Source organism: Aliiglaciecola sp. SL4, assembly GCF_041538045.1.
In the GTDB taxonomy this organism is placed as follows: Bacteria; Pseudomonadota; Gammaproteobacteria; order Enterobacterales; family Alteromonadaceae; genus Aliiglaciecola.
Genome location: NZ_JBGOSE010000001.1, coordinates 741,849 through 761,269, shown reverse-complemented (window position 1 = coordinate 761,269; position 19,421 = coordinate 741,849). Strand labels below are relative to the sequence as shown.

Annotated in this window: 20 protein-coding genes, 1 other RNA gene and 2 pseudogenes; 17 read left to right on the top strand and 6 right to left on the bottom strand. The window is 40.6% G+C overall.

The annotated features are described in order from the left end of the window. Positions 1 to 27: 27 nt before the first annotated feature. From ylqF to AB6T38_RS03470, 3 genes are all read right to left on the bottom strand, one after another. Positions 28 to 1,020 (bottom strand): ribosome biogenesis GTPase YlqF, encoded by a 993-nt coding sequence (gene ylqF, locus AB6T38_RS03480; RefSeq protein ID WP_372545982.1) that lies wholly within the window; start codon positions 1,018 to 1,020, stop codon positions 28 to 30. A gap of 199 nt (positions 1,021 to 1,219) precedes the next feature. After that, entirely contained in the window at positions 1,220 to 1,552 is a 333-nt protein-coding gene (locus tag AB6T38_RS03475; protein WP_348493152.1) for an RnfH family protein, read from the bottom strand. Next, the gene (locus tag AB6T38_RS03470) at positions 1,549 to 1,980 is read right to left on the bottom strand and encodes a type II toxin-antitoxin system RatA family toxin (RefSeq protein ID WP_348493153.1); all 432 of its coding nucleotides are present in this window, start codon (positions 1,978 to 1,980) and stop codon (positions 1,549 to 1,551) included. Before AB6T38_RS03470 ends, AB6T38_RS03475 begins: the two co-directional genes overlap by 4 nt. A gap of 140 nt (positions 1,981 to 2,120) precedes the next feature. On the opposite strand from AB6T38_RS03470, the gene smpB reads away from it, so the two are divergent. After that, positions 2,121 to 2,600 carry an SsrA-binding protein SmpB gene (gene smpB / locus AB6T38_RS03465; protein ID WP_303473886.1) on the top strand — a complete coding sequence of 160 codons (480 nt, stop codon included), beginning with the start codon at positions 2,121 to 2,123 and terminating at the stop codon, positions 2,598 to 2,600. A gap of 173 nt (positions 2,601 to 2,773) precedes the next feature. Here smpB and AB6T38_RS03460 read toward each other — a convergent pair whose 3' ends face one another. Continuing rightward, the gene (locus tag AB6T38_RS03460) at positions 2,774 to 4,012 is read right to left on the bottom strand and encodes an NADH:flavin oxidoreductase/NADH oxidase family protein (protein ID WP_372545981.1); all 1,239 of its coding nucleotides are present in this window, start codon (positions 4,010 to 4,012) and stop codon (positions 2,774 to 2,776) included. Positions 4,013 to 4,379: 367 nt separating this feature from the next. Here AB6T38_RS03460 and ssrA point away from each other — a divergent pair. Both ssrA and AB6T38_RS03450 read left to right on the top strand, forming a co-directional pair. Then, positions 4,380 to 4,739, top strand: a transfer-messenger RNA (tmRNA) gene (ssrA, locus tag AB6T38_RS03455). A gap of 94 nt (positions 4,740 to 4,833) precedes the next feature. After that, positions 4,834 to 5,160, top strand: a complete 327-nt coding sequence (locus AB6T38_RS03450; protein ID WP_372545980.1) for an Arm DNA-binding domain-containing protein — start codon at positions 4,834 to 4,836, stop codon at positions 5,158 to 5,160. A 100-nt stretch (positions 5,161 to 5,260) separates the two neighbouring features. Here the strand turns inward: AB6T38_RS03450 and AB6T38_RS03445 are convergent, their stop codons facing one another. Next, positions 5,261 to 6,127 (bottom strand): hypothetical protein, encoded by an 867-nt coding sequence (locus AB6T38_RS03445; protein WP_372545979.1) that lies wholly within the window; start codon positions 6,125 to 6,127, stop codon positions 5,261 to 5,263. Between the two features lie 279 nt (positions 6,128 to 6,406). Here AB6T38_RS03445 and AB6T38_RS03440 point away from each other — a divergent pair, with 279 nt between their 5' ends. Continuing rightward, positions 6,407 to 6,670, top strand: coding sequence for a substrate-binding domain-containing protein (locus tag AB6T38_RS03440; protein WP_372545978.1), 264 nt, complete (start codon positions 6,407 to 6,409; stop codon positions 6,668 to 6,670). Positions 6,671 to 6,693: 23 nt separating this feature from the next. On the opposite strand, the gene AB6T38_RS03435 is transcribed toward AB6T38_RS03440, so the two are convergent. Beyond that, on the bottom strand, positions 6,694 to 7,554 hold the full coding sequence (locus AB6T38_RS03435) for a hypothetical protein (protein WP_372545977.1): 861 nt from the start codon (positions 7,552 to 7,554) through the stop codon (positions 6,694 to 6,696). Positions 7,555 to 8,116: 562 nt separating this feature from the next. On the opposite strand from AB6T38_RS03435, the gene AB6T38_RS03430 reads away from it, so the two are divergent. From AB6T38_RS03430 to uspE, 13 genes and pseudogenes are all read left to right on the top strand, one after another. After that, entirely contained in the window at positions 8,117 to 9,040 is a 924-nt protein-coding gene (locus AB6T38_RS03430) for a triacylglycerol lipase (protein WP_372545976.1), read from the top strand. 6 nt (positions 9,041 to 9,046) lie between these two features. After that, positions 9,047 to 9,940, top strand: a complete 894-nt coding sequence (locus AB6T38_RS03425; RefSeq protein ID WP_372545975.1) for a lipase secretion chaperone — start codon at positions 9,047 to 9,049, stop codon at positions 9,938 to 9,940. Between the two features lie 154 nt (positions 9,941 to 10,094). Beyond that, positions 10,095 to 11,168: a 6-phosphofructokinase gene (locus AB6T38_RS03420; RefSeq protein WP_372545974.1), complete on the top strand. Its 1,074-nt coding sequence runs from the start codon at positions 10,095 to 10,097 to the stop codon at positions 11,166 to 11,168. Between the two features lie 194 nt (positions 11,169 to 11,362). Further along, positions 11,363 to 12,775 (top strand): annotated as a pseudogene (gene atpD / locus AB6T38_RS03415) (F0F1 ATP synthase subunit beta). Beyond that, positions 12,765 to 13,154, top strand: a complete 390-nt coding sequence (locus tag AB6T38_RS03410; RefSeq protein ID WP_372545973.1) for a F0F1 ATP synthase subunit epsilon — start codon at positions 12,765 to 12,767, stop codon at positions 13,152 to 13,154. Before atpD ends, AB6T38_RS03410 begins: the two are co-directional and overlap by 11 nt. 6 nt (positions 13,155 to 13,160) lie before the next feature. Beyond that, positions 13,161 to 13,529 carry an AtpZ/AtpI family protein gene (locus AB6T38_RS03405; RefSeq protein ID WP_372545972.1) on the top strand — a complete coding sequence of 123 codons (369 nt, stop codon included), beginning with the start codon at positions 13,161 to 13,163 and terminating at the stop codon, positions 13,527 to 13,529. Positions 13,530 to 13,531: 2 nt separating this feature from the next. Next, positions 13,532 to 13,819: an ATP synthase subunit I gene (locus AB6T38_RS03400; RefSeq protein WP_372545971.1), complete on the top strand. Its 288-nt coding sequence runs from the start codon at positions 13,532 to 13,534 to the stop codon at positions 13,817 to 13,819. 55 nt (positions 13,820 to 13,874) lie between these two features. After that, positions 13,875 to 14,600 (top strand): F0F1 ATP synthase subunit A, encoded by a 726-nt coding sequence (locus AB6T38_RS03395; protein ID WP_372545970.1) that lies wholly within the window; start codon positions 13,875 to 13,877, stop codon positions 14,598 to 14,600. Beyond that, entirely contained in the window at positions 14,593 to 14,871 is a 279-nt protein-coding gene (locus tag AB6T38_RS03390; protein WP_372545969.1) for a F0F1 ATP synthase subunit C, read from the top strand. The genes AB6T38_RS03395 and AB6T38_RS03390 overlap by 8 nt, the downstream gene beginning before the upstream one ends. A 3-nt stretch (positions 14,872 to 14,874) precedes the next feature. Then, on the top strand, positions 14,875 to 15,711 hold the full coding sequence (locus AB6T38_RS03385) for a F0F1 ATP synthase subunit delta (RefSeq protein WP_372545968.1): 837 nt from the start codon (positions 14,875 to 14,877) through the stop codon (positions 15,709 to 15,711). A 22-nt stretch (positions 15,712 to 15,733) separates the two neighbouring features. Continuing rightward, positions 15,734 to 17,312, top strand: a pseudogene (locus tag AB6T38_RS03380) (alternate F1F0 ATPase, F1 subunit alpha). A gap of 1 nt (position 17,313) precedes the next feature. Further along, on the top strand, positions 17,314 to 18,216 hold the full coding sequence (locus tag AB6T38_RS03375; RefSeq protein WP_372545967.1) for a F0F1 ATP synthase subunit gamma: 903 nt from the start codon (positions 17,314 to 17,316) through the stop codon (positions 18,214 to 18,216). A 150-nt stretch (positions 18,217 to 18,366) separates the two neighbouring features. Continuing rightward, positions 18,367 to 19,284 (top strand): universal stress protein UspE, encoded by a 918-nt coding sequence (uspE, locus tag AB6T38_RS03370; RefSeq protein ID WP_372545966.1) that lies wholly within the window; start codon positions 18,367 to 18,369, stop codon positions 19,282 to 19,284. Positions 19,285 to 19,421: the final 137 nt, after the last annotated feature.

Below are 19,421 nucleotides of genomic sequence, written 5' to 3'. Positions count from 1 at the left end.
ATGGTCAGTAAAATTAGGCTAATTACTTCAACGCTTACGTCGTTTATTTTTAGTTTTTCCCTCCATTTTTATGGCTTTAGCATCGCGCTTATTTGGGGTTGCAGAACCGTCTTTAAATCGCTGTTTTTTAGCCTCTTTTTCGGCTATCTTTTGTGCCGCTAATTCAGCTACCAGTTTTTCTTCCTGGACTACCATATCTGGAGTTTCTAAGGTAATACGGCCCAACTTACCCGAACGCAACTCATTGATCAGAACCTCACAGATTTTATGTAAATTAACTCTTCCGCCGGCGCGTAAAGCACCACGTTTGCTTGCGGCAGCCTCTAGAAACTCAATTTCAGTATCGGGGATAACATCTAGACTAAATCTTTCCTGCATTAAGTCAGGATAGGCTTTGATCAGGTAATCCGCTGCATAGAACCCCACATCTTCATAGTCCATTGCGGTGTCTTTTATGGCTCCTGATGCTGCAAGACGATAACTACTGTTTTCGTTTTCGATTTTTGGCCACAAGATGCCAGGGGTATCAAACAGCACTATGCCACTTCCCAAATTTATCCGCTGTTGGGTTTTAGTCACAGCAGGGACATTACCAGTTTGCGCAATGATTCGATCGGCTAAGGTGTTAATCAGTGTGGATTTCCCCACGTTAGGGATACCAACAATCATTGTATTTATGGACTTAATACCTGCATCTTTCTCAGGTAACATTTTTCGACACAAATCAACGATTTGCTTAATTTTTGCTGGCTGCTCGGTGGTTGTAGGAAAGGTTTTTACGCCTTTTTCTTGCTCTAAATAGTCTTGCCATTTGAGCGTCAGTTCAGGGTCAGCTAAATCTGTTTTACTTAACACTTTTATACAAGGTTTTTCTCCTCGCAAGTGTTTAATAGCTGGATTTTCACTTGAATAAGGTATCCGCGCATCCAGCACTTCAATAACCAGATCCACACTAGGTAGAACATCTTTAATCTCTTTTTGGGCCTTATGCATATGCCCGGGATACCACTGAATTGCCATTATTATATTCTTATCATGTAATTGCTAAATCGAATTCATTACACGATAAGAATTCAAATTTGCATAAAAATTTTCAATTAAACTAAGAAGTAGATGATCCACGCTTGTTTAAATTTTCAGGTAATCAAACTAGATTAACGAGAGTGTGAACAACAGATTTATCTTCCAAATAACCGTCTACTTCCAAGTAATACGACCTTTAAGATTTAACTCTGCCACCCGTTACTTTATCAGCTCGCCCTTCTAGTTTAGCTTTTTCAGCACGGATACGGCGAACCTCTTTAGGATCAGCGATGAGAGGTCGATAAATCTCGATTCTATCACCGTCCTTGGGAATATCTGTTAGCTTGCATGTCCGATTCCAAATACCAATCTTCAATTTTGACAAATCAATCTCTGGAAAGCGCCGTAAAACACCCGACGCCTGTATAGCTTGCTCTGCGGTTTTATCTTTTTCGATGGTGACGCTAATCAGAGCTTGCTCTGTTGGTGTACCGTAAACTACCTCAACTGTAATTTGCGAATCGCTCATAGGTAAACCTCTTTCGCCCTGGCTGTAAACGCATTTACCATGTTAGTCGCCAGAGCATTGAATACTTTACCAAAAGCCATTTCCGCCAAACGACTCGAAAACGCAAAATCCAATTTTAATTCTATTTTGCAGGCATCATCGGCTAAAGCGGTAAACGACCAGCCACCACTTAAATGGGAAAAAGGTCCTTCAACAAGATTCATTTCAATGGTTTTACCTCTGTCTAAGGCATTTAATGTAGTAAACCATTGTTTTACCCCCGCTTTGGCGATCAACACTGCCGCTTTCATTGAATCGTTGTCGTGTTCAAGCACTTTAGTTTCTGCACAACCAGGCAAAAATTCAGGATATGAAGCTACGTCATTGACTAAATCAAACATCGATTCGGCACTAAATGCTACTAGCGCACTGCGATGAACACTTGCCATCCATTTTCCTCTTAATAACCTTGCAATTTCTCGTGGAAGTTTACCACGAAATACTCGATTGCATAGTTTATCCATGTAAATTCAACTATTTTTCAACTCATCTACAGACAAATTAAATCGGCCTGATATAATTCGCCACTATGAAGAAAAAGAACGCTAAATCAAATAAAAGCAATACGATAGCTTTAAACAAAAAAGCCCGTCATGACTATCACCTGCAAGATAAAATCGAAGCGGGTATAGAATTGCAAGGCTGGGAAGTAAAAGGCATTCGTGCAGGAAAAGTTAACTTAACAGATAGTTTTGTGAATATTCACAATGGCGAAGCTTATTTGCAAGGATGTAAAATCACTCCACTAAACCAAGCTTCTAGCCATGTTGTGTGTGATCCGGACCGTCAAAAAAAGCTGCTAATTCATCGCCGGGAAATTGATCGTTTAATGGGCGCGAGGGAACGACAAGGTTACTCGATTATTGCTACGGCTATGTACTGGAAACAGTGCTGGGTGAAAGTAGAAATACACCTTGCCAAAGGTAAAGACGCCCATGATAAACGCGATACGGTTAAAGATCGTGATTGGGCCCGCCAAAAAGAGCGCATGATGAAACACAGTGCTTAATTAAAGCCTTTAGCCAGCTAGGTTTAAGCCTTTAGCCAGCTAGGTTTAAGCCTTTAGCTAACTAGGTTTAACCCTTTAGCTAACTAGGTTTGACCCTTTAGCTAATTAGCCCAAATCGCTAGTAAGCTATTGGGCTAGGCTGTTTTCCCCTTGCCCCTATCTTCGTGCAATTATTACTTGCCCGGGTGCGGCTTATTTTGGCGATAACGCTTGGTTAATTTAGCGGCTATCACTTGGTCCAACACTAAGCTAAAGATGGCGGAAGCATCGATTTTAGCATCTTTACCAGTGCCGATACGCCGCAGTTGACGCTTAACAAGGGCCATATTTGCCAAGCCACTCAACGTTTTATTTTTCCATTGCACATGAGGTGTGATACTGACCATGCCAGGTACTTGTTGCCAATGATTGGGTAAGTCAGGATTGTAAGCAAGTGCGGTGGCCATTCCCACTAGATCAACCCCAGACTCCAGTACCTTCTGAGCTACCGGTAAGCGTTTAATACCCCCTGTTGTCATTATCGGAATTTGACTTTGTTGGGCGATATTACTGGCAAATTCAAGAAAGTATGCCTCCCTTGCCAATGTTCTATCATCAGCAGTACGTCCTTGCATAGCCGGCGCTTCATAACTACCACCGGAGAGTTCAACCACATCGATATTAGAGGGCTCAAGCATTTTCACAACAGCTAATGCATCATCCACATCAAAACCGCCACGCTGAAAATCAGCGGAATTAAGCTTCACCGCCACGGCAAAATCAGTAGCACAGGCAGCTCTTATGGCACTGACTATTTTTAGCAATAAACGGGCTCGGTTTTCTAAACTTCCTCCCCACTCATCAGTGCGCTGATTAACTAACGGAGATAAAAATTGCGCTAATAAATAACCGTGTGCCGCATGAATCTCAACGCCATCAAAGCCAGCTTTTTCAGCTAGTAAAGCGGTTGTGGTAAATCGTTGAATAACATCTTCTATTTCGTCTTCAGTCATCGCTTTGGGTTGACTAAATAGGGTTGAATGTTTACCAAGATCCAGTGCCACATTCGATGGTGACAAGACTTTGCCGCCCATTTTCTTAAACACCTGTCGCCCTGGATGATTAATTTGCATCCAAACCTGTGTATTATTCTTTTTAGCTTTTTGCGCTAATGTTGCAAACGGAGCTAGATCCGTACTTTGTTCTAACGCCATACCACCAGGGCCCGTCATGGCCATGGCATCCACCATGACGTTACCAGTAATGATTAGGCCCACTCCACCTTCTGCCCACTTTTGATATAAATTAAATAAGGTTTCATCGGGCAATTGTTTGGCGTTGGCTAAGTTTTCTTCCATCGCCCCCTTTACCAATCTATTTTTCAGGGTTTTACCACAAGGCAGCGAAAATTTTTCAAATATAGTGTTAAACATTACACCCTTCTTACTCAACAAAAATTCAACGTTACTTTTTCAATGCAAAATTGCTATTTGCACACCAACTAGGCCCATTAATTGAAACCCCCAAAAGGGGTATCGATGGTTGGCATCTACCTTAAGGAAATCTTATCATCTTCATACACTGGGTTGTCAAAATGCGTTTTTTTCATCAGCAAAAACAAGCAAAATGTCAACGTGGTCGCGGTTTTCATCCGTAAACCTGTACAATAAAACCGCAAGAACACAAAATCCTCTGATAAACGATTAAAACCCAACCACTTGAAACAAAATTTACTGCCCCCACATATTGTTTTATAGAAGGATGTGTTATCCTATCTGCTACTTGAAAAAGTACTACATCGGGGCTGATTTTGGATTCGACAGGAATCGGGATGCCTTAGGTGCATGCAGAGGTGCGGTTTGCCTCTTTAAACAGCCGCAAAAAAATAGTCGCAAACGACGAAAACTACGCACTAGCAGCTTAATAACCTGTATAGGCCCTTCCACTTCAGCCGTCTTCTATTCGTGAAGGTTAGGAAGGTCATACTAATAGAATAGCGAGGGAAACTTGTCCGAGGTTGAACCGCGAAATAGTATCGGAACAGCTACGAGGAATCCTGTTTGTCGGAGTCCAAAATAGTTAAATAAAAGACAAAATAAGCATGTAGTACCGACGGTTGAAGCTTTCTGGACGCGGGTTCAAGTCCCGCCAGCTCCACCAAATTTACGTTCGACGAACGACGAAAACCCTGCCAAAGCCACTAAAAACGGTGATTAACAGGGTTTTTTTATGCTTTAATGTTCGGTGAGGGTCGTTGACATTCGGAATTAATAGGGTGCATTTAGGGGTACAAATTAGCTATACGGAATTTTGTCCCCCTAAAATGCCTAAAGTTGCCACACCCCTTACAAATACAAAAATACAAAGCGCTAAGTCCCGTGACAAAGATTATATGATCGCCGATGGTAAGGGCTTGCGTATACGTATTCGCAAGAATGGAACTAAAGATTGGATATTTCTCTTTCAACTACCTTTTACTAATAAAGGTGCAGATGTGTGTTTCGGGTTATATCCAACGGTTTCATTAGCGGAAGCACGAGAGCGCAGAGCGCGTACTTTAGAGCCCCCCATGGACCATTGATACTTGACTTTAAGTAATGTGTCTATAAACGTCAGTGGATCAAGTCAATTGAAGTAATGTTAGGCTGTTTTTTAAAGGCGAATTAACGAAATTTAAATACCTAACATCCTAGATGTTCGTTGCTCAACCTCTGTTCAATTGCTGTTTGAAGCGCAACCGAAACCGGCATCGTATTCTTAATATAATAAAGTGATTCAATGTACATATTTGGGAGTAAGGAATGGACATGAGCTTCGCTACGATTATTAAATAACCACACTGTGGCACTGCGACGCCACGCCATATAATAGGAACAAAAAAATGGGACCGGATATTCTATTACAGGGATAAGATCATGAACTAGATTGCTAGGCTGCGTCCGTTCTAATAACCATTTTGTCAAAAAAACAGTGATGGGGCATTGAGTTAAAATACTATCAACAGCACCGTCTGTTACCCCGTTATCCGTCTCTGTATAGATTTCTACTTGATATTCGTCTAGTAGTTCTAGGTAATTTCCACACAGTGTCTTTAAAAAGGTTTCGGCTTCTGCAACGGCTAAGTTTAATTCGGGTTGTAAAAGAAGCTGTTTAAAAAGACCATCGACTTCAGATGCCGAAGCTATCGGCAGCGTTTCTAATAATAAAAATAGGTTTGAAAATGAAAATTTTAACTCTGCACTGATAACAGCCAATTCCTTTTGCAAAGACCGGTGATAGATGTCAGAAATTGTTTCTAACTGTTTAGGAGTAAGAGCGATTGACTGATTATGATGGAGTAAGTACCAAACTAAAGTGGGACTGTTTGTATATTGAGTAAAAAGCTTACCGGCATATTGTGGTTCGCCCAAAGCCAACTCTGTCAAACCATGAGGATCAAGAAAAGCAGGAGCGTTTTCTTCTCCAATAAGGTCATGAAACATCTCCAAATCTACACCTTTGTTGTTCAAACAACCAAGCAGAGTGGCTTCTATACACATTCCACACATTTATTAGATTTCCTATTTTAAAGATTGCCGATATCCGAACTAAATTGCTGATGAGTAATGTACTATTTTTTCACACATATGTATTTGTTTGTAATGGTCAACTTTTCTTGGACACTTTGTTAAGCACTTATCATTAATTTTATCTCATATTCGACTGGTGAGATGCTTCCCCGTTTTTGATATCGCCGCTACTGATTATAATATGGTTAGATATAATCAATAATATCCGCAATTGGCACATTTCTAACTGTCAGATCAAGTCGCAAGCATTTGAGCTAAATGTTAGATCGACAGAATCCCTTGGTAATCATACTACTACACCTAATCATGTTAACACCAAGCGACTTTGTCGTATCTTTATTACCAAGCGATTCTAAATTTGACGCCATATTCGCATATAACGAAGTCATGGAAATTGGTGCTATTTCCACTTTAGAAGGCAATGGCTGTAAAGTACCACAAGATATTTCAATCATTGGAATTGATGATGTGTTGTTATTACGTAGACGTGTAAAGCGTGAATCAAGCTCGCTAAAAAGTTAATCCACCAGCCATTTAGCGATATATTATTTATCCACAAACACATCAAAGAACCCACTTACATCAACAATATTGTTATAGCCGAATATCCAGCACATTTCTGCGGTATCCGAGAAGTCTATTCCACCTTTTTCAACTGCAGGATTGTTGTAACGTTCTTCGACACCATTGTATTTTTCAGCAATACTTTTTGCCAACTGCCATAAATGTCCTACTTTCTTGTCAGCCAAAGGACGTACCCAAAGGGTACGATCATCGTTGCGCAAACCAGGTGTTCCATTGCCCGTGGCATTGCCATCTGCAATTTTGGTATAATCTGTATGTTGCTTAACAAAGGCTAAGTCTTCAGGTGTTGCAGACTTTTGATTCCATTTACTATGTTGCACTAGATGAATACGGGTATTGGTATTGATTGTAGGAAGTATGTGTTGAACCTCTCGTACCATTGCCGCTGAAAAATCTGACTGCCCCGCTTCAGCAATCCAAATATCGCCACCATTTTTTAAGGTATTCTGCACTAGCACCATGACTTCTTGTAACGCTTGCTCTCTAGCGATGTGAGCATTGGACCAATGCTCAGCAAAAGCAGCATTAAACAATTCAGGCGCAGGCACATACAATCCTTCCTGAATTCCATAGGCCCCCGCAACGGCATGATATTTTACCTGAGCAAATCTAGGATGCCGTAACATTGTCGCCACGGCAGCAATAGTATGAATATCATCTACATCAGTTTTACTATCAAACTGGGCTAACAATAAATCTTTTGAGGTATCAAATTTACCGATAATAGTTGACGGTTCAACAGGTGTATTGGCTTGTGCCTGCAGGCTGGTCGCGCAAAAACCGAAAGCTAAAACTATAAGGGCGAGTATATTTTTAAGCATGATGCTGTCTCTTCTTTTAGGGCTGTTGATTTTTGTTGTATACACATATTAAATCTTCATCTAGTTTAGATTATCAATTGTTTTATATGGTATGAGTCTTATTTTGTATGTCGCCCACGGTACTTTTTCGGAGTAATGTGAGATTTTTTTAAATTGTGCGATTAGATATGATGGGCTAGAGAAATTAGTTTCGTAGCTAATTCTCTGGCCACGCTTTCCTTACCGACCCCAGATGGACCATACATCATCGTAAAATAAAAAATTTAACTGCTTTTTTAACTGTTATAGACAACCCTACACAACTGTGCGTAAAAACAGTATAAGAACATTCTCATTTAACCAGTTATTAGAAGCATATCGCTTCACCTTGTTGTTAACATATTATGTAATTCTTCGGGATGAAAGAATTCGGGTGAACTAATGTATGGATTTATCCCCAAATCGTCACCTAAAGTAGTCATTAATAGTGACTAAGTTTTTGTCCCGCGCTAACTAAATTTGACGTCTCATTAGACCATGTTAGGATAATGTAGTTTTTTTGTTAACAAAACGCACCCTAATTATGAAACTAAAATCCGCCTATTTGTTATTGCTTTTGATTTCACTATTACCATTTTCTGCCATGAGTTCTAGTTACACCAAAACCAAGTACCCCATTGTGTTGGTGCATGGTTTGTTTGGTTATGATGATATTTTCGGAATGGATTATTTTTATCGTATTCCTGATTCCTTGAGTAGAGATGGAGCGCAGGTGTTTGTTGTGTCAGTCTCTGCAGCCAATAGTTCTGAAGTCCGCGGTGAACAATTATTACTGCAAGTTGAAGACATATTGGCACTTACCGGGGCTGAAAAAGTTAATTTAATAGGACATAGCCACGGCGGTCCAACAACCCGCTATGCAGCCTCTGTTATGCCTGAGTTAATTGCCTCCGTAACCAGTGTGGGCGGCGTTAACTGGGGTTCACCTGTGGCTGACTTGCTGAGAAACCAAATTCCACCAGGAGCGTTACCGGAATATCTAGTGGGTTCAGCGGCCAATAGCTTTGCAAGCCTAATCGGCATAATCTCTGGGAATAGTGGCTTACCGCAAAATTCAATTGATAGCCTGGATTCTCTTACCACCGCAGGTGCAATGGAGTTTAATCAAAAATATCCTGAAGGCATGCCGCAAAACTATTGTGGCCAAGGCACCATGTTGGAAAGCAATGGCGTGGCGTATTTTTCGTGGAGTGGCACCCGTCCTTACACAAACTTTTTTGACCCTGTGGATGGGCCTTTGTCTATTGTTAGTTTACTCATTAACGAGCCAAATGATGGATTAGTATCAGCCTGTAGTAGTCATTTGGGGTATGTGATTAAAGATAATTATAAAATGAATCACCTAGATGAAGTGAATCAAACATTAGGTATACATCACTTATTTGAGACCGATCCCATCACAGTTTATCGCAAACACGCTAATCGATTAAAAAATATGGGGTTATAACTAAGGATGGGGAAAGCCCTTAGTTTGCTTATCGGCCTTGTCGTCATAACCGCAGTTTTTAGCCTGTTTTCAAACCAGGTTAAAAACTCGTCAAGCTCAACTATCGATAATAACAGCACCTTAAATGTGGCAGAAACGTCGATTAACCAAAATAAACAGATTAGCAACCATGGCAGCAAGCTCAAACTCTCTTGGTTTAATCTGGCCCTAAAAGATCGACTTGATCGTTTTACCGCAATGTTTGAACAAAGCGAACAGAAAATGTGGCAAGTGTTCAACCAAGAATGTGCTCTTTTTGAGAACTGCCAAGGGTTAACTGAGCTTTTTTCACGTTATTTAGAATATAAAAATTCACTCATTAATATAGACGGAGCTTCGCCAACAGATACCCAGACTTTTCGGGCTAGAATGGATGATCTAGTGATGCTGCGTGAGCAATTTTTCAGCCAAGCTGAAGTTGAAATGTTATTTGCTCGCGAGCAAGCATGGGATGAAGCGGCGTTGCAACGATTAGCAATTAGGCAAGATGAAAACTTATCAGCAGAGCAAAAACGGATGTTACTTGAGGCCCATATTGAAGCACTACCTGATTCATTAAAAAAATCCTTAACTCCAACTTTACAACTAGCAAAATTAACCTCACTGCATCAACAATCCCCTGCTCAAACTAGCACGTACAATGACTATGCCGCTGAATTTGGTGACGAGGCAGCACAGCGATTAATGGCGTTGCAACAAAAACGCGCAAATTGGCAGCAAAAACTAGCTGATTACCAATCTGAGGTAAATAAGTTATCTGCTCAATATTCTTCTGCGCAACTAACAAACAAAGTTCAAACCCTCAGAGACAAGATGTTTACTAAAAATGAACAAAAACGTCTTCAAGTACTCATTCATTGATAAATAATCATTGGCTGACTTTTTTGTCTATATCAGTATAAAAGTAAGGGTTATTACTAATAGCGTAATCACCCCACAGTGGTAAAGTCTTGAATAGACTTCTCCCCAATATGAATACATTGCAATTATAAATTAAAACGTAGGAAGCATAATAATGCGGATTGGGATTCTTACTGGCGGTGGTGATTGTCAGGGATTAAATGCTGCTATTCGAGCTGTAGCTAAATCATTAATGTTAAATAACAATGCCGAAATTATAGGTATTGAAGATGGGTTTGACGGCTTATTGAAACGTAAGGTCCGTCAGCTTAGCTATGCAGATTGCAGCGGGATTCTTTCCCTTGGCGGTACTATTTTAGGAACCAGTAATAAGGCTAATCCTTTTGACTATCAGGGCAAAGATTGCTCGGCTGACGTTATGTCTTATTATCATGAACTAGGTTTAGATGCAGTGGTGATGATTGGCGGTGACGGCACAATGTCAATTGCTTATGAGCTATCTAAGTTAGGAATGAACATTGTTGGTGTGCCAAAAACCATTGATAACGATTTGATGTGTACTGAGCGTACATTTGGTTTTCAAACCGCAGTGTCTATTGTTACCGAAGCTATTGACCGACTGCGCACCACTGGACATTCTCATAAACGAGTTATGATCCTTGAAACCATGGGCCGTTATGCAGGTTGGATAGCGCTGCATGCTGGCGTGGCCGGAGGCGCAGATGTGATCTTGATCCCAGAGTACCCATACAACATTGATGAAATTGTTTCAGCTTGCGAACTGAGAGCCAGTGAGCAACATTACTCTATTATTGTTGTCGCTGAGGGCGCTAAACCTGAAGATGGCACTATGGCAGTGCAGGAAACCATTGCAGATAGTCCAGATCCCATCCGCTTGGGTGGTATCTCAGATGTATTAAAAAGCCAGTTGGAAACACGCTTAAATGGCGAAGTTAGAGCAACATCTTTAGGTCACATCCAGCGTGGTGGCTCCCCCACGGCTAATGACAGAATTTTTGCAACGAACGTAGGCGCATTTGCCGCGAAACTCATTTCCGAAAATTTATTTGGTCGAGTTGTTGTGCAACAAAAAAATCAGTTAACCAGCGTACCTTTAGAGCAAGTTGCTAATCAAACTAAAGGGGTAGCTAGGGACAACATCACCTTACAAAGTGCCCTTTCTTTAGGGATAAGTTTTGGTGTCGCAAATTTAGACGCGATGGGGTAATCCTAGGATCAAACCAAAATATAGATAAGCGATAACCTTTAGGAAATTTATAAACCTTTAACGGCGAAAAGTCTGATCCCTACCAATCTAGTGTTGGCGGTGAAAGTTATAACCATCTTATAGACTAAGGCAAAACGTTAATGTCACGAATAGATCCCACGAATATGGCAGTCGAAGCTGAGCCACTCGCACCTATGCAAGTCGGGGTTGTGAGTGCTGTGCGTGGAAGTATTGTTGAAATCAAATTCGAACATAAACCGCCTGCTATTCACAATATCATCTACGCTAATAATCGCGCTATCGTTCTAGAAGTCCTAACCCAATTACCGGACAATAAAGTGCGTACTATTGCCTTAACCCCTACATAAGGTTTAGCAAGAGGCATGCAAGCAGAAGATTCTGGCCAACCTCTTACTGTTCCCATTGGCAAACAAAATGTATCTCGCATGTTTAATGTCTTTGGCACCCCTATTGATGGTAAAGATTTCAACCACCAATGTCAGCGCCGAAGTGTCCATCAAGCGCCTCCACTGCTTTCAAACTTATCTAGCCAACAACAAATATTTGAAACCGGTATCAAAATTGTCGACGTACTTTGTCCACTTGAGCGTGGTGGTAAAGCTGGACTGTTTGGGGGAGCTGGAGTAGGTAAAACCGTGCTGCTAACAGAAATGATCCACAATATGGTAAGTCATCAACAAGGAGTCAGTATTTTTTGTGGTATTGGCGAGCGCTGCCGTGAAGGTGAAGAGCTATACCGTGAAATGAAACAGGCTGGTGTTTTAGATAATATGGTGATGCTGTTTGGACAAATGAACGAACCACCAGGAAGTCGATTTCGCATAGGCCATAGTGCATTAACCATGGCGGAGTATTTTCGTGATGACGAACATAAGGACGTTTTACTTCTTATCGACAATATATTTCGCTTTATTCAAGCCGGATCTGAGGTATCTGGTTTAATGGGCCAAATGCCATCAAGAATGGGCTATCAACCAACTTTAGGAACTGAGCTATCTGGTCTCGAAGAGCGCATCGCAAACACCCAAAATGGTGCTATAACATCAATTCAGGCAGTGTATGTGCCGGCTGATGATTTTACCGATCCTGCAGCCACCCACACATTTTCACACCTTTCAGCAACCTTGGTGCTTTCTCGAAAACGAGCCAGCGAAGGGCTCTACCCATCAATCGACCCGTTGCAATCCAGCTCTAGTTTAGCCACCGCAAATATCGTTGGCCAACGCCACTACGAATTAGCCCAAGAAGTAAGAGAAATTCTAGCTCAATATGATGAACTTAAAGACATTATAGCCATGCTCGGATTAGAGCAGCTTGCAAACAAAGATCGTAAAATTGTTATTCGAGCTCGTCGTTTAGAACGCTTTTTCACTCAGCCTTTTTTTACCACAGAACAATTCACTGGAATGGAAGGACAATTTGTCAGTTTAGAAAATGCTTTGAATGGTTGCGAGCAAATTTTGCGAGGTGATTTTGATGACTACCCAGAAAGCGCGCTATACATGATTGGTGATATTAGCCAAGCAGTAAAATCTAACACTGAGAATGTCGAGCCAAACCAACAGGAAAATCAACATGCTAGTTAAAATTTTACTGCCCAACCAAATATTTTTGGAGTTAAAAGGCGTGAATAGTGTTGTTGTTGAAACGCCAGAAGGCAGCTTTGGCGTTTTACCCAATAGACTTGACTGTGTAACTCCTGTTGTCCCGGGAATATTGACCTATCAACTCGCAGCTAACGAGCATTCATATATTGCCATTGATGAGGGAATATTAATTAAAACCGGAAAACAGTTACTCATTTCCGTGCGCAGAGCAATTGTTGGAGGCTCTTTGCAGAAATTACACAAAACCGTTGAGCAAGAATTTTTAAAAGCAGATCAGGAACAGTTGGAATTACGCAGTGTCTTGGCCAAATTAGAAACCACATTCTTAAAGCAGTTTTCATCGATATCGAAAGATTAACTTACCATGAGTAAAACAGGCGGCACACAACAATCCCAAAAACAAGCAACGCAAGCGTTGGTTAAACAAGTAGCAACAAAAGCACAATTAAAACTAAACGCAAAACGCCGCTCCTCACCTGGAGTATGGTCAGGTTTAGGGATGATGGGAATTATTGGTTGGTCTGTGGCTGTACCTACTTTTCTTGGGGTAATGTTAGGCATTTGGATTGATAACAACTTCGAGCAACAACGTTCATGGACCCTAGCATTATTGCTTGCGGGGTTGGCCATTGGATGTTTCACCGCTTGGGGCTGGGTAAGTAAAGAGCACCAAGCGATCCATGATGCCGACGCTGATACTCAACATAACAATATAACAGACGAGGAAGACTAACTATGAGCGATCATTACAGTATGCTAATAGCGTTATTCGCAGGTGTTGTTTTGGGCATTAGTTTTTTCTATAGCTTATGGTTTACGGTACAAAAAGGGTTGCAGTCTAATCGCCCAGAATACTGGTTTATTGGTGGTTTTGTACTTCGCATGGGAGTCAGTGTGGCGGGCTTTTATTTTATTTCAAACCAGCAGTTTTGGCTGCTGATTTTGAGTCTCGTTGGCTTCTTAATTGGTCGAGTGATTACCAATAAAGTGCTAACTATTACGCCCAAACCCCAGATTCAGTGATTAAAAACAAAAAGCTTTAGTCGAATATTAGATAAAACAATAAAGGCTTAGAACCATGCATATTACGCCCGATGAAATTATTTATTGGCAATACGGCTTTTTTAAACTTAATGCCACTATCGTTTTTACCTGGTTAATTATGTTTATTTTAGTTTTGGGCGCGTACCTTATTACTCGTAATCTAAATGATCAATTGCGCCCGACCCGCTGGCAAAATGGTTTAGAAGTTTTGGTAGTGACAATTTTACAACAAATAAACGACGTGGGTTTACGCTCACCAGCAAAATATATCGGTTTATTGGGTACCTTGTTTTTGTTTATTGCCATGGCTAATTTGCTCACTATATATCCAAATTATGAGCCTCCAACCGGTTCGCTTTCCACCACAATCGCGTTATCACTTTGTGTATTTATTTCGGTTCCGTTATACGGAATAAAAAGCCAAGGGCCAATAAGGTACTTACAATCATACGCTCAACCTAACTTTTTTATGCTGCCATTTAATATTATAGGTGAGCTTTCTCGTACCTTAGCATTAGCGGTGCGTTTATTTGGGAACATGATGAGTGGTGCCATGATCCTTGCCATTCTATTAGTTATATCACCTTTTGTATTCCCAATAATTATGTCTTTGTTAGGGTTATTAACAGGTATGGTGCAAGCCTATATTTTCTTTATTCTCGCCGCTGTGTATATCGCCGCAGCCACTGCACAAGATCAGCAAACTATTCAAAAATACACTTCAATATCCATTTCTGCAAAGGAGAAAAATAATGGATAACCTCACCCTAATTGCAATTTGTTCAATCATTACTGCTGGGCTAACAATTGGTATAGGGGTATTGGGCCCTTCGTTAGCAGAAGGAACGGCAGTAGCAAATGCGTTAAAAGCACTTGCACAACAACCCGATGCCTCATCCACCATAACCCGAACATTATTTGTTGGCTTAGCCATGATTGAATCAACAGCTATTTATTGTTTTGTAGTGTCGATGATTATGCTTTTTAGCAATCCATTTTGGAATTATTTTATAGATAAAGCAGGAAGCTAAGCAATGCCTATAGATTGGTTTACCGTAATCGCTCAAACCGTCAATTTTCTAATACTATTGTGGTTGTTAAAGCGCTTTTTGTACCACCCAATTATTAACGGTCTGAATAAACGAGAAACCAAAATTGCGCAAATTCTAAGTGATGCAAAGGCAAAAAATGAACAAGCGAAAGTGTTGCAAACGGAGTATCAACTTAAATTAAGTCAAATAGAAAAACAACGCAGCGAGATCATTCATACAGCCAATCAAGAAGCGAAAGCTAAACGTCAAGAACTACTCGATATCGCACAACAAGAGGCGGCTGAAATTCTGGAAACTCGATTACATTCTATCGAACAAGAAATCCAAGCCTTGCAACAGCAAGTTGTGCAAAGAAGCATGCAGGAAGTCTTTAGTACGAGTCAAAAAATACAGAATGAACTTGCCGATAGTGAATTGCAAACATTGATGTTCAATAAGTTGTTGCTGCAACTTAACACCTTGAATAGAGAACAACACGCTCAGTTTAGTAAAGCGTTAAACGCCACTACAGCGCCTATTCATATTCACAGCACCTTCGAGTTAACTTCAGCACAAAAAAGCCGGTTACAACAATGGTTTGAAGAAACGTATTCATCAGACAAATTGGAAGCACTTGAGTTTAATTACACAATAAACCGAGAATTAATTTGTGGCGTAGAAGTTATTTTTGATGGCTGGAAAATTCCTTGGAGTACACAAAATTACTTGAATTCAATGAAAGAAAACCTGCAACACCAGTTGCCTAAAAAAGTGTCTACTCACATTAGCACCATAAAGACAGTTAATAAGCCAGATCTGGCGCAATCAAACATACGTTAAACCAAAAAAGTGAAGAGATAGAATGAAACAGGATCCTCGGGCAAGTTTACAGCAAAATTATGATTCACTATTTGAACAGCTAAACCAATCAAATAACGATGTGACGAGTAACTGTTTGCTTGAAGAAGTTGGTATTGTTAACAGTGTGTCTCAGGGTATTGCCACTGTAAGGGGCTTACCAGGTGTAGGTTTTGAAGAACTGGTGCTTTTCCCAAATAATATTTACGGAATTGCCTTTAATCTAGATGAAAATGAAGTTGGCGTAGTGTTGTTAGGTGACTATTGTCAGCTAAGTGTAGGTGACCAAGTAAAGCGAACTGGACGAGTGATGGACATTGTTGTGGGCGAACACCTATTGGGCCGTGTTATTAATCCTTTAGGCCATCCAAAAGATAGCAAAGGTCACCTTTCACAGGCACCTCGCTTACCCATTGAGCGCCCTGCTCCAGAAATTATGTCACGTTTACCAGTGACCGAACCATTGCAAACAGGCATTAAGGTGTTAGATGCCCTACTCCCCATTGGACGCGGGCAACGGGAATTAATCATGGGCGACCGACAGACCGGGAAAACCTCAATCGCCATTGACACCATTTTAAATCAGCGCGACAAAAACGTCCTATGTATTTATTGTGCTATCGCCCAAAAATCATCTTCAATTGCGAAAACCATTGGCATATTACAGCAGCACAATGCCCTTGAATACACAGTTGTTATGGTAACCGAAGGCAATGATCCGCCAGGATTGGATTATATCGCGCCCTATGCTGCAACCAGTATTGGCGAATACTTTATGCACGCAGGAAAAGATGTACTTATCGTTTACGATGATTTAACTCGTCATGCCCGTTCATATAGAGAGTTATCTTTATTACTTCGTCGTCCGCCTGGAAGAGAAGCATTTCCAGGAGATATATTTTATTTGCACTCGCGGTTATTGGAACGTTCAACTCACTTAAATGAAGAACATGGGGGCGGTTCCCTGACGGCCTTACCTATCATTGAAACCGAAGAACAAAATATGTCGGCTTACATTCCAACCAACCTAATTTCCATTACCGATGGGCAAATTTACTTGTCTCCCAAATTATTTGATTTGGGGGTATTGCCAGCAGTTGATGTGGGAAAATCCGTATCCAGAGTAGGCGGAAAAGCGCAAAGAGAGGGATTTAAAGCCGTTTCGGGCACATTAAAATTAGAATATGCACAATTCGAAGAACTGGAATCATTTGCGCGTTTTGGCGCTCGTTTAGATGACAGCAGTTTAGCAACAATCGAACATGGTAAGCGTATTAGGGGCCTGCTTAAAACAACCAGAGTCGTCCCCGTTGTCAGTACCTGCTCAAATTATTGTATTGTTAGCCCTAACACATCATTTCTTTGATGGGATTTCTCTTCAGTATATTCAACAGGCGCAAGATGCCGTAGTCGATGAAATTGATAACCTTCATGAGGATATTCAACACAAATTAGCCCTAGCGAATACCTTAACAGAACAAGAGCTCAAGGATATTCTAACTATGTTTAAACAAGTTTTAGCACCTTTGCAAAGCGGTTCTGATAGCCTTCCTCACGCTAATACGGAAAGCGGCGAATCATAATATGAGTGAATCGAACAGCGATTTACAACGTAAAATTGTCAGTGCAACTGATTTGAAATCAGTTGTTAGAACCATGAAAGCCATGGCTGCGGCAAATATAAATCAATATGAAAATGCAGTACTTTCACTGGAAGATTATTACCGAACCGTACAATTAGGACTAACCGCTTATTTTATCAATACTGACAAAAGTGACTATCCCGCTACAGAAAAGATATCCTCCCCATCAGATCATAAATCCAAAGTAGGAATTATTGTTATTGGCTCTGATCAGGGCTTGGTGGGGCAATTTAATGATATTTTAGTCGATTTTTTAAATGTGAAGCGGCAACAGTTCGGCGCGGCGCAACTGATATGGACAGCGGGTGAGCGAATACAGTCGTTACTCGAAGGACAAAAAGTTCTATTAGGAAGACAGTTTCCATTGCCTAATTCAATAGAAAGCATTACCTCTTTTGTTTCTGAGATTTTGATAGAAATCGAGCAACAACAAACAAAAAATCAGTTAAAAGAAGTTTATCTTTTTTTCAATCGTACTTTAGACAAACCTAACTATGGCCCTTGCTTTAAGCGGATATTACCTTTTGACCAAAAGTGGAAACACGAATTTGTATCACTAACTTGGCCTAATCAATGTATTCCAGAGTTGCTTGTTAATAATGCGACGACCTTTAGCACGCTAATAAAAGAATATATTTTCACATCCATTTTTAAAGGTTGCATAGAGTCACTAGCAAGTGAAAATGCAAGTCGACTTATAGCAATGCAGCGAGCTGAAAAAAATATAGAAGAGTTACAAGAGCAAATGCAAAAGTCATTCAATAAACTCAGACAAAGTGCCATTGATGAAGAGCTTGCTGATTTAGTGAATGGGTTTGAAGCCCTTACTGCCTTTGAAAAATGAAAATTATAGTAGGTATAAGGGAATCATTAGGTTTGCCTAAACATATTCGACTAAACTGTTTATTCACCAATATTGATCGACATCAAGTAGTGATTGAATAATCGGTGTATGGTCAAAGTGTATCGGCTTGATTCATTAATGGAGATTACTATGCAAACACCGCAAAAAATTCTAGTTGTCATCAGTGGCAAGCGTAAGCAGCATGAAGCCTTACTTCGGGCTTTAAAATTTGCCGAATTGAATGAAGTACATATTCATCTTCTGAATGTAATTTACGAGCCTATTTTAGATCTAACCGATGTGCTTTCAAGCGATCACCGTAAAGAAATGAAAAAAGAATATCTTGCAGATCGTTATCTCTATCTCAATACCATTGCTGAAGATCTGGAGAAAAAGAACATCCGTTGTACTACCCATGTCCAATGGTGTCGAGAGGTACACGAAGGTATCGAAGATGCCGTTAGCAAGATCCAACCGGATCTGGTGATCAAACGCATAACCGCAGACTCCATGAGTATAAATCCCTTTGCTATGCCAATCGACCGGCACTTGCTACGTTACTGCAAAGCACCATTGTTATTGGTAAAACACGCCACTTGGACAAACGCGCCTATATTGGCTGCGGTTGATGTGTTAGCCAAAGACGATAAACACGTTGCGTTGAATCAAGACATTTTGGAAGCGGCCCGACTTTTTGCACAGTTAGGAGAAAACGAAATACACACTGTGAGCGCGTATTTAGTGCATAACATGAGTGCCGCCATTGATTTCCCTACCATTAATTTTGAAAAACTCAGTGCCAATAGTGCTCAATTTCACAGTGATAAACTCGATAGCATGGAAAAAGCCCATGAAATTCCCATGGCCAAAAAGCATGTTGTAGCAGGCATGCCAGAAAAAGTAATCCCAAATGTAGTTAAACAAATCGACGCAGGACTGGTGATTTTAGGCACAGTGGCTCGTAAAGGCATTTCCGCAGCATTTTTGGGAAATACCGCTGAATCCATTTTGGCAGAACTCAATTGTGAGGTATTGGCTCTGAATATCGATGAGAGTGAGACGGAGTGATTTCAAAAAGCAAGAAGCCTAAAGCTCGTCAATAAAAAAAGATACCAAAAGGTACCCTTTACCTGGTTGATTTTTGTTCGAGTAACGAAAATAGCGTGTTCGCGATCTCAGTATTAAGGCCCTCCATAGGTTCTCAT

Coding starts and splice junctions, on each gene's coding strand:
- ylqF (WP_372545982.1), bottom strand. CDS start 1,020: ATGGCAATTCAGTGGTATCCCGGGCATATGCATAAGGCCCAAAAAGAG.
- AB6T38_RS03475 (WP_348493152.1), bottom strand. CDS start 1,552: ATGAGCGATTCGCAAATTACAGTTGAGGTAGTTTACGGTACACCAACA.
- AB6T38_RS03470 (WP_348493153.1), bottom strand. CDS start 1,980: ATGGCAAGTGTTCATCGCAGTGCGCTAGTAGCATTTAGTGCCGAATCG.
- smpB (WP_303473886.1), top strand. CDS start 2,121: ATGAAGAAAAAGAACGCTAAATCAAATAAAAGCAATACGATAGCTTTA.
- AB6T38_RS03460 (WP_372545981.1), bottom strand. CDS start 4,012: ATGTTTAACACTATATTTGAAAAATTTTCGCTGCCTTGTGGTAAAACC.
- AB6T38_RS03445 (WP_372545979.1), bottom strand. CDS start 6,127: ATGTGTGGAATGTGTATAGAAGCCACTCTGCTTGGTTGTTTGAACAAC.
- AB6T38_RS03440 (WP_372545978.1), top strand. CDS start 6,407: ATGTTAGATCGACAGAATCCCTTGGTAATCATACTACTACACCTAATC.
- AB6T38_RS03435 (WP_372545977.1), bottom strand. CDS start 7,554: ATGCTTAAAAATATACTCGCCCTTATAGTTTTAGCTTTCGGTTTTTGC.
- AB6T38_RS03430 (WP_372545976.1), top strand. CDS start 8,117: ATGAAACTAAAATCCGCCTATTTGTTATTGCTTTTGATTTCACTATTA.
- AB6T38_RS03425 (WP_372545975.1), top strand. CDS start 9,047: ATGGGGAAAGCCCTTAGTTTGCTTATCGGCCTTGTCGTCATAACCGCA.
- AB6T38_RS03420 (WP_372545974.1), top strand. CDS start 10,095: ATGCGGATTGGGATTCTTACTGGCGGTGGTGATTGTCAGGGATTAAAT.
- AB6T38_RS03410 (WP_372545973.1), top strand. CDS start 12,765: ATGCTAGTTAAAATTTTACTGCCCAACCAAATATTTTTGGAGTTAAAA.
- AB6T38_RS03405 (WP_372545972.1), top strand. CDS start 13,161: ATGAGTAAAACAGGCGGCACACAACAATCCCAAAAACAAGCAACGCAA.
- AB6T38_RS03400 (WP_372545971.1), top strand. CDS start 13,532: ATGAGCGATCATTACAGTATGCTAATAGCGTTATTCGCAGGTGTTGTT.
- AB6T38_RS03395 (WP_372545970.1), top strand. CDS start 13,875: ATGCATATTACGCCCGATGAAATTATTTATTGGCAATACGGCTTTTTT.
- AB6T38_RS03390 (WP_372545969.1), top strand. CDS start 14,593: ATGGATAACCTCACCCTAATTGCAATTTGTTCAATCATTACTGCTGGG.
- AB6T38_RS03385 (WP_372545968.1), top strand. CDS start 14,875: ATGCCTATAGATTGGTTTACCGTAATCGCTCAAACCGTCAATTTTCTA.
- AB6T38_RS03375 (WP_372545967.1), top strand. CDS start 17,314: ATGAGTGAATCGAACAGCGATTTACAACGTAAAATTGTCAGTGCAACT.
- uspE (WP_372545966.1), top strand. CDS start 18,367: ATGCAAACACCGCAAAAAATTCTAGTTGTCATCAGTGGCAAGCGTAAG.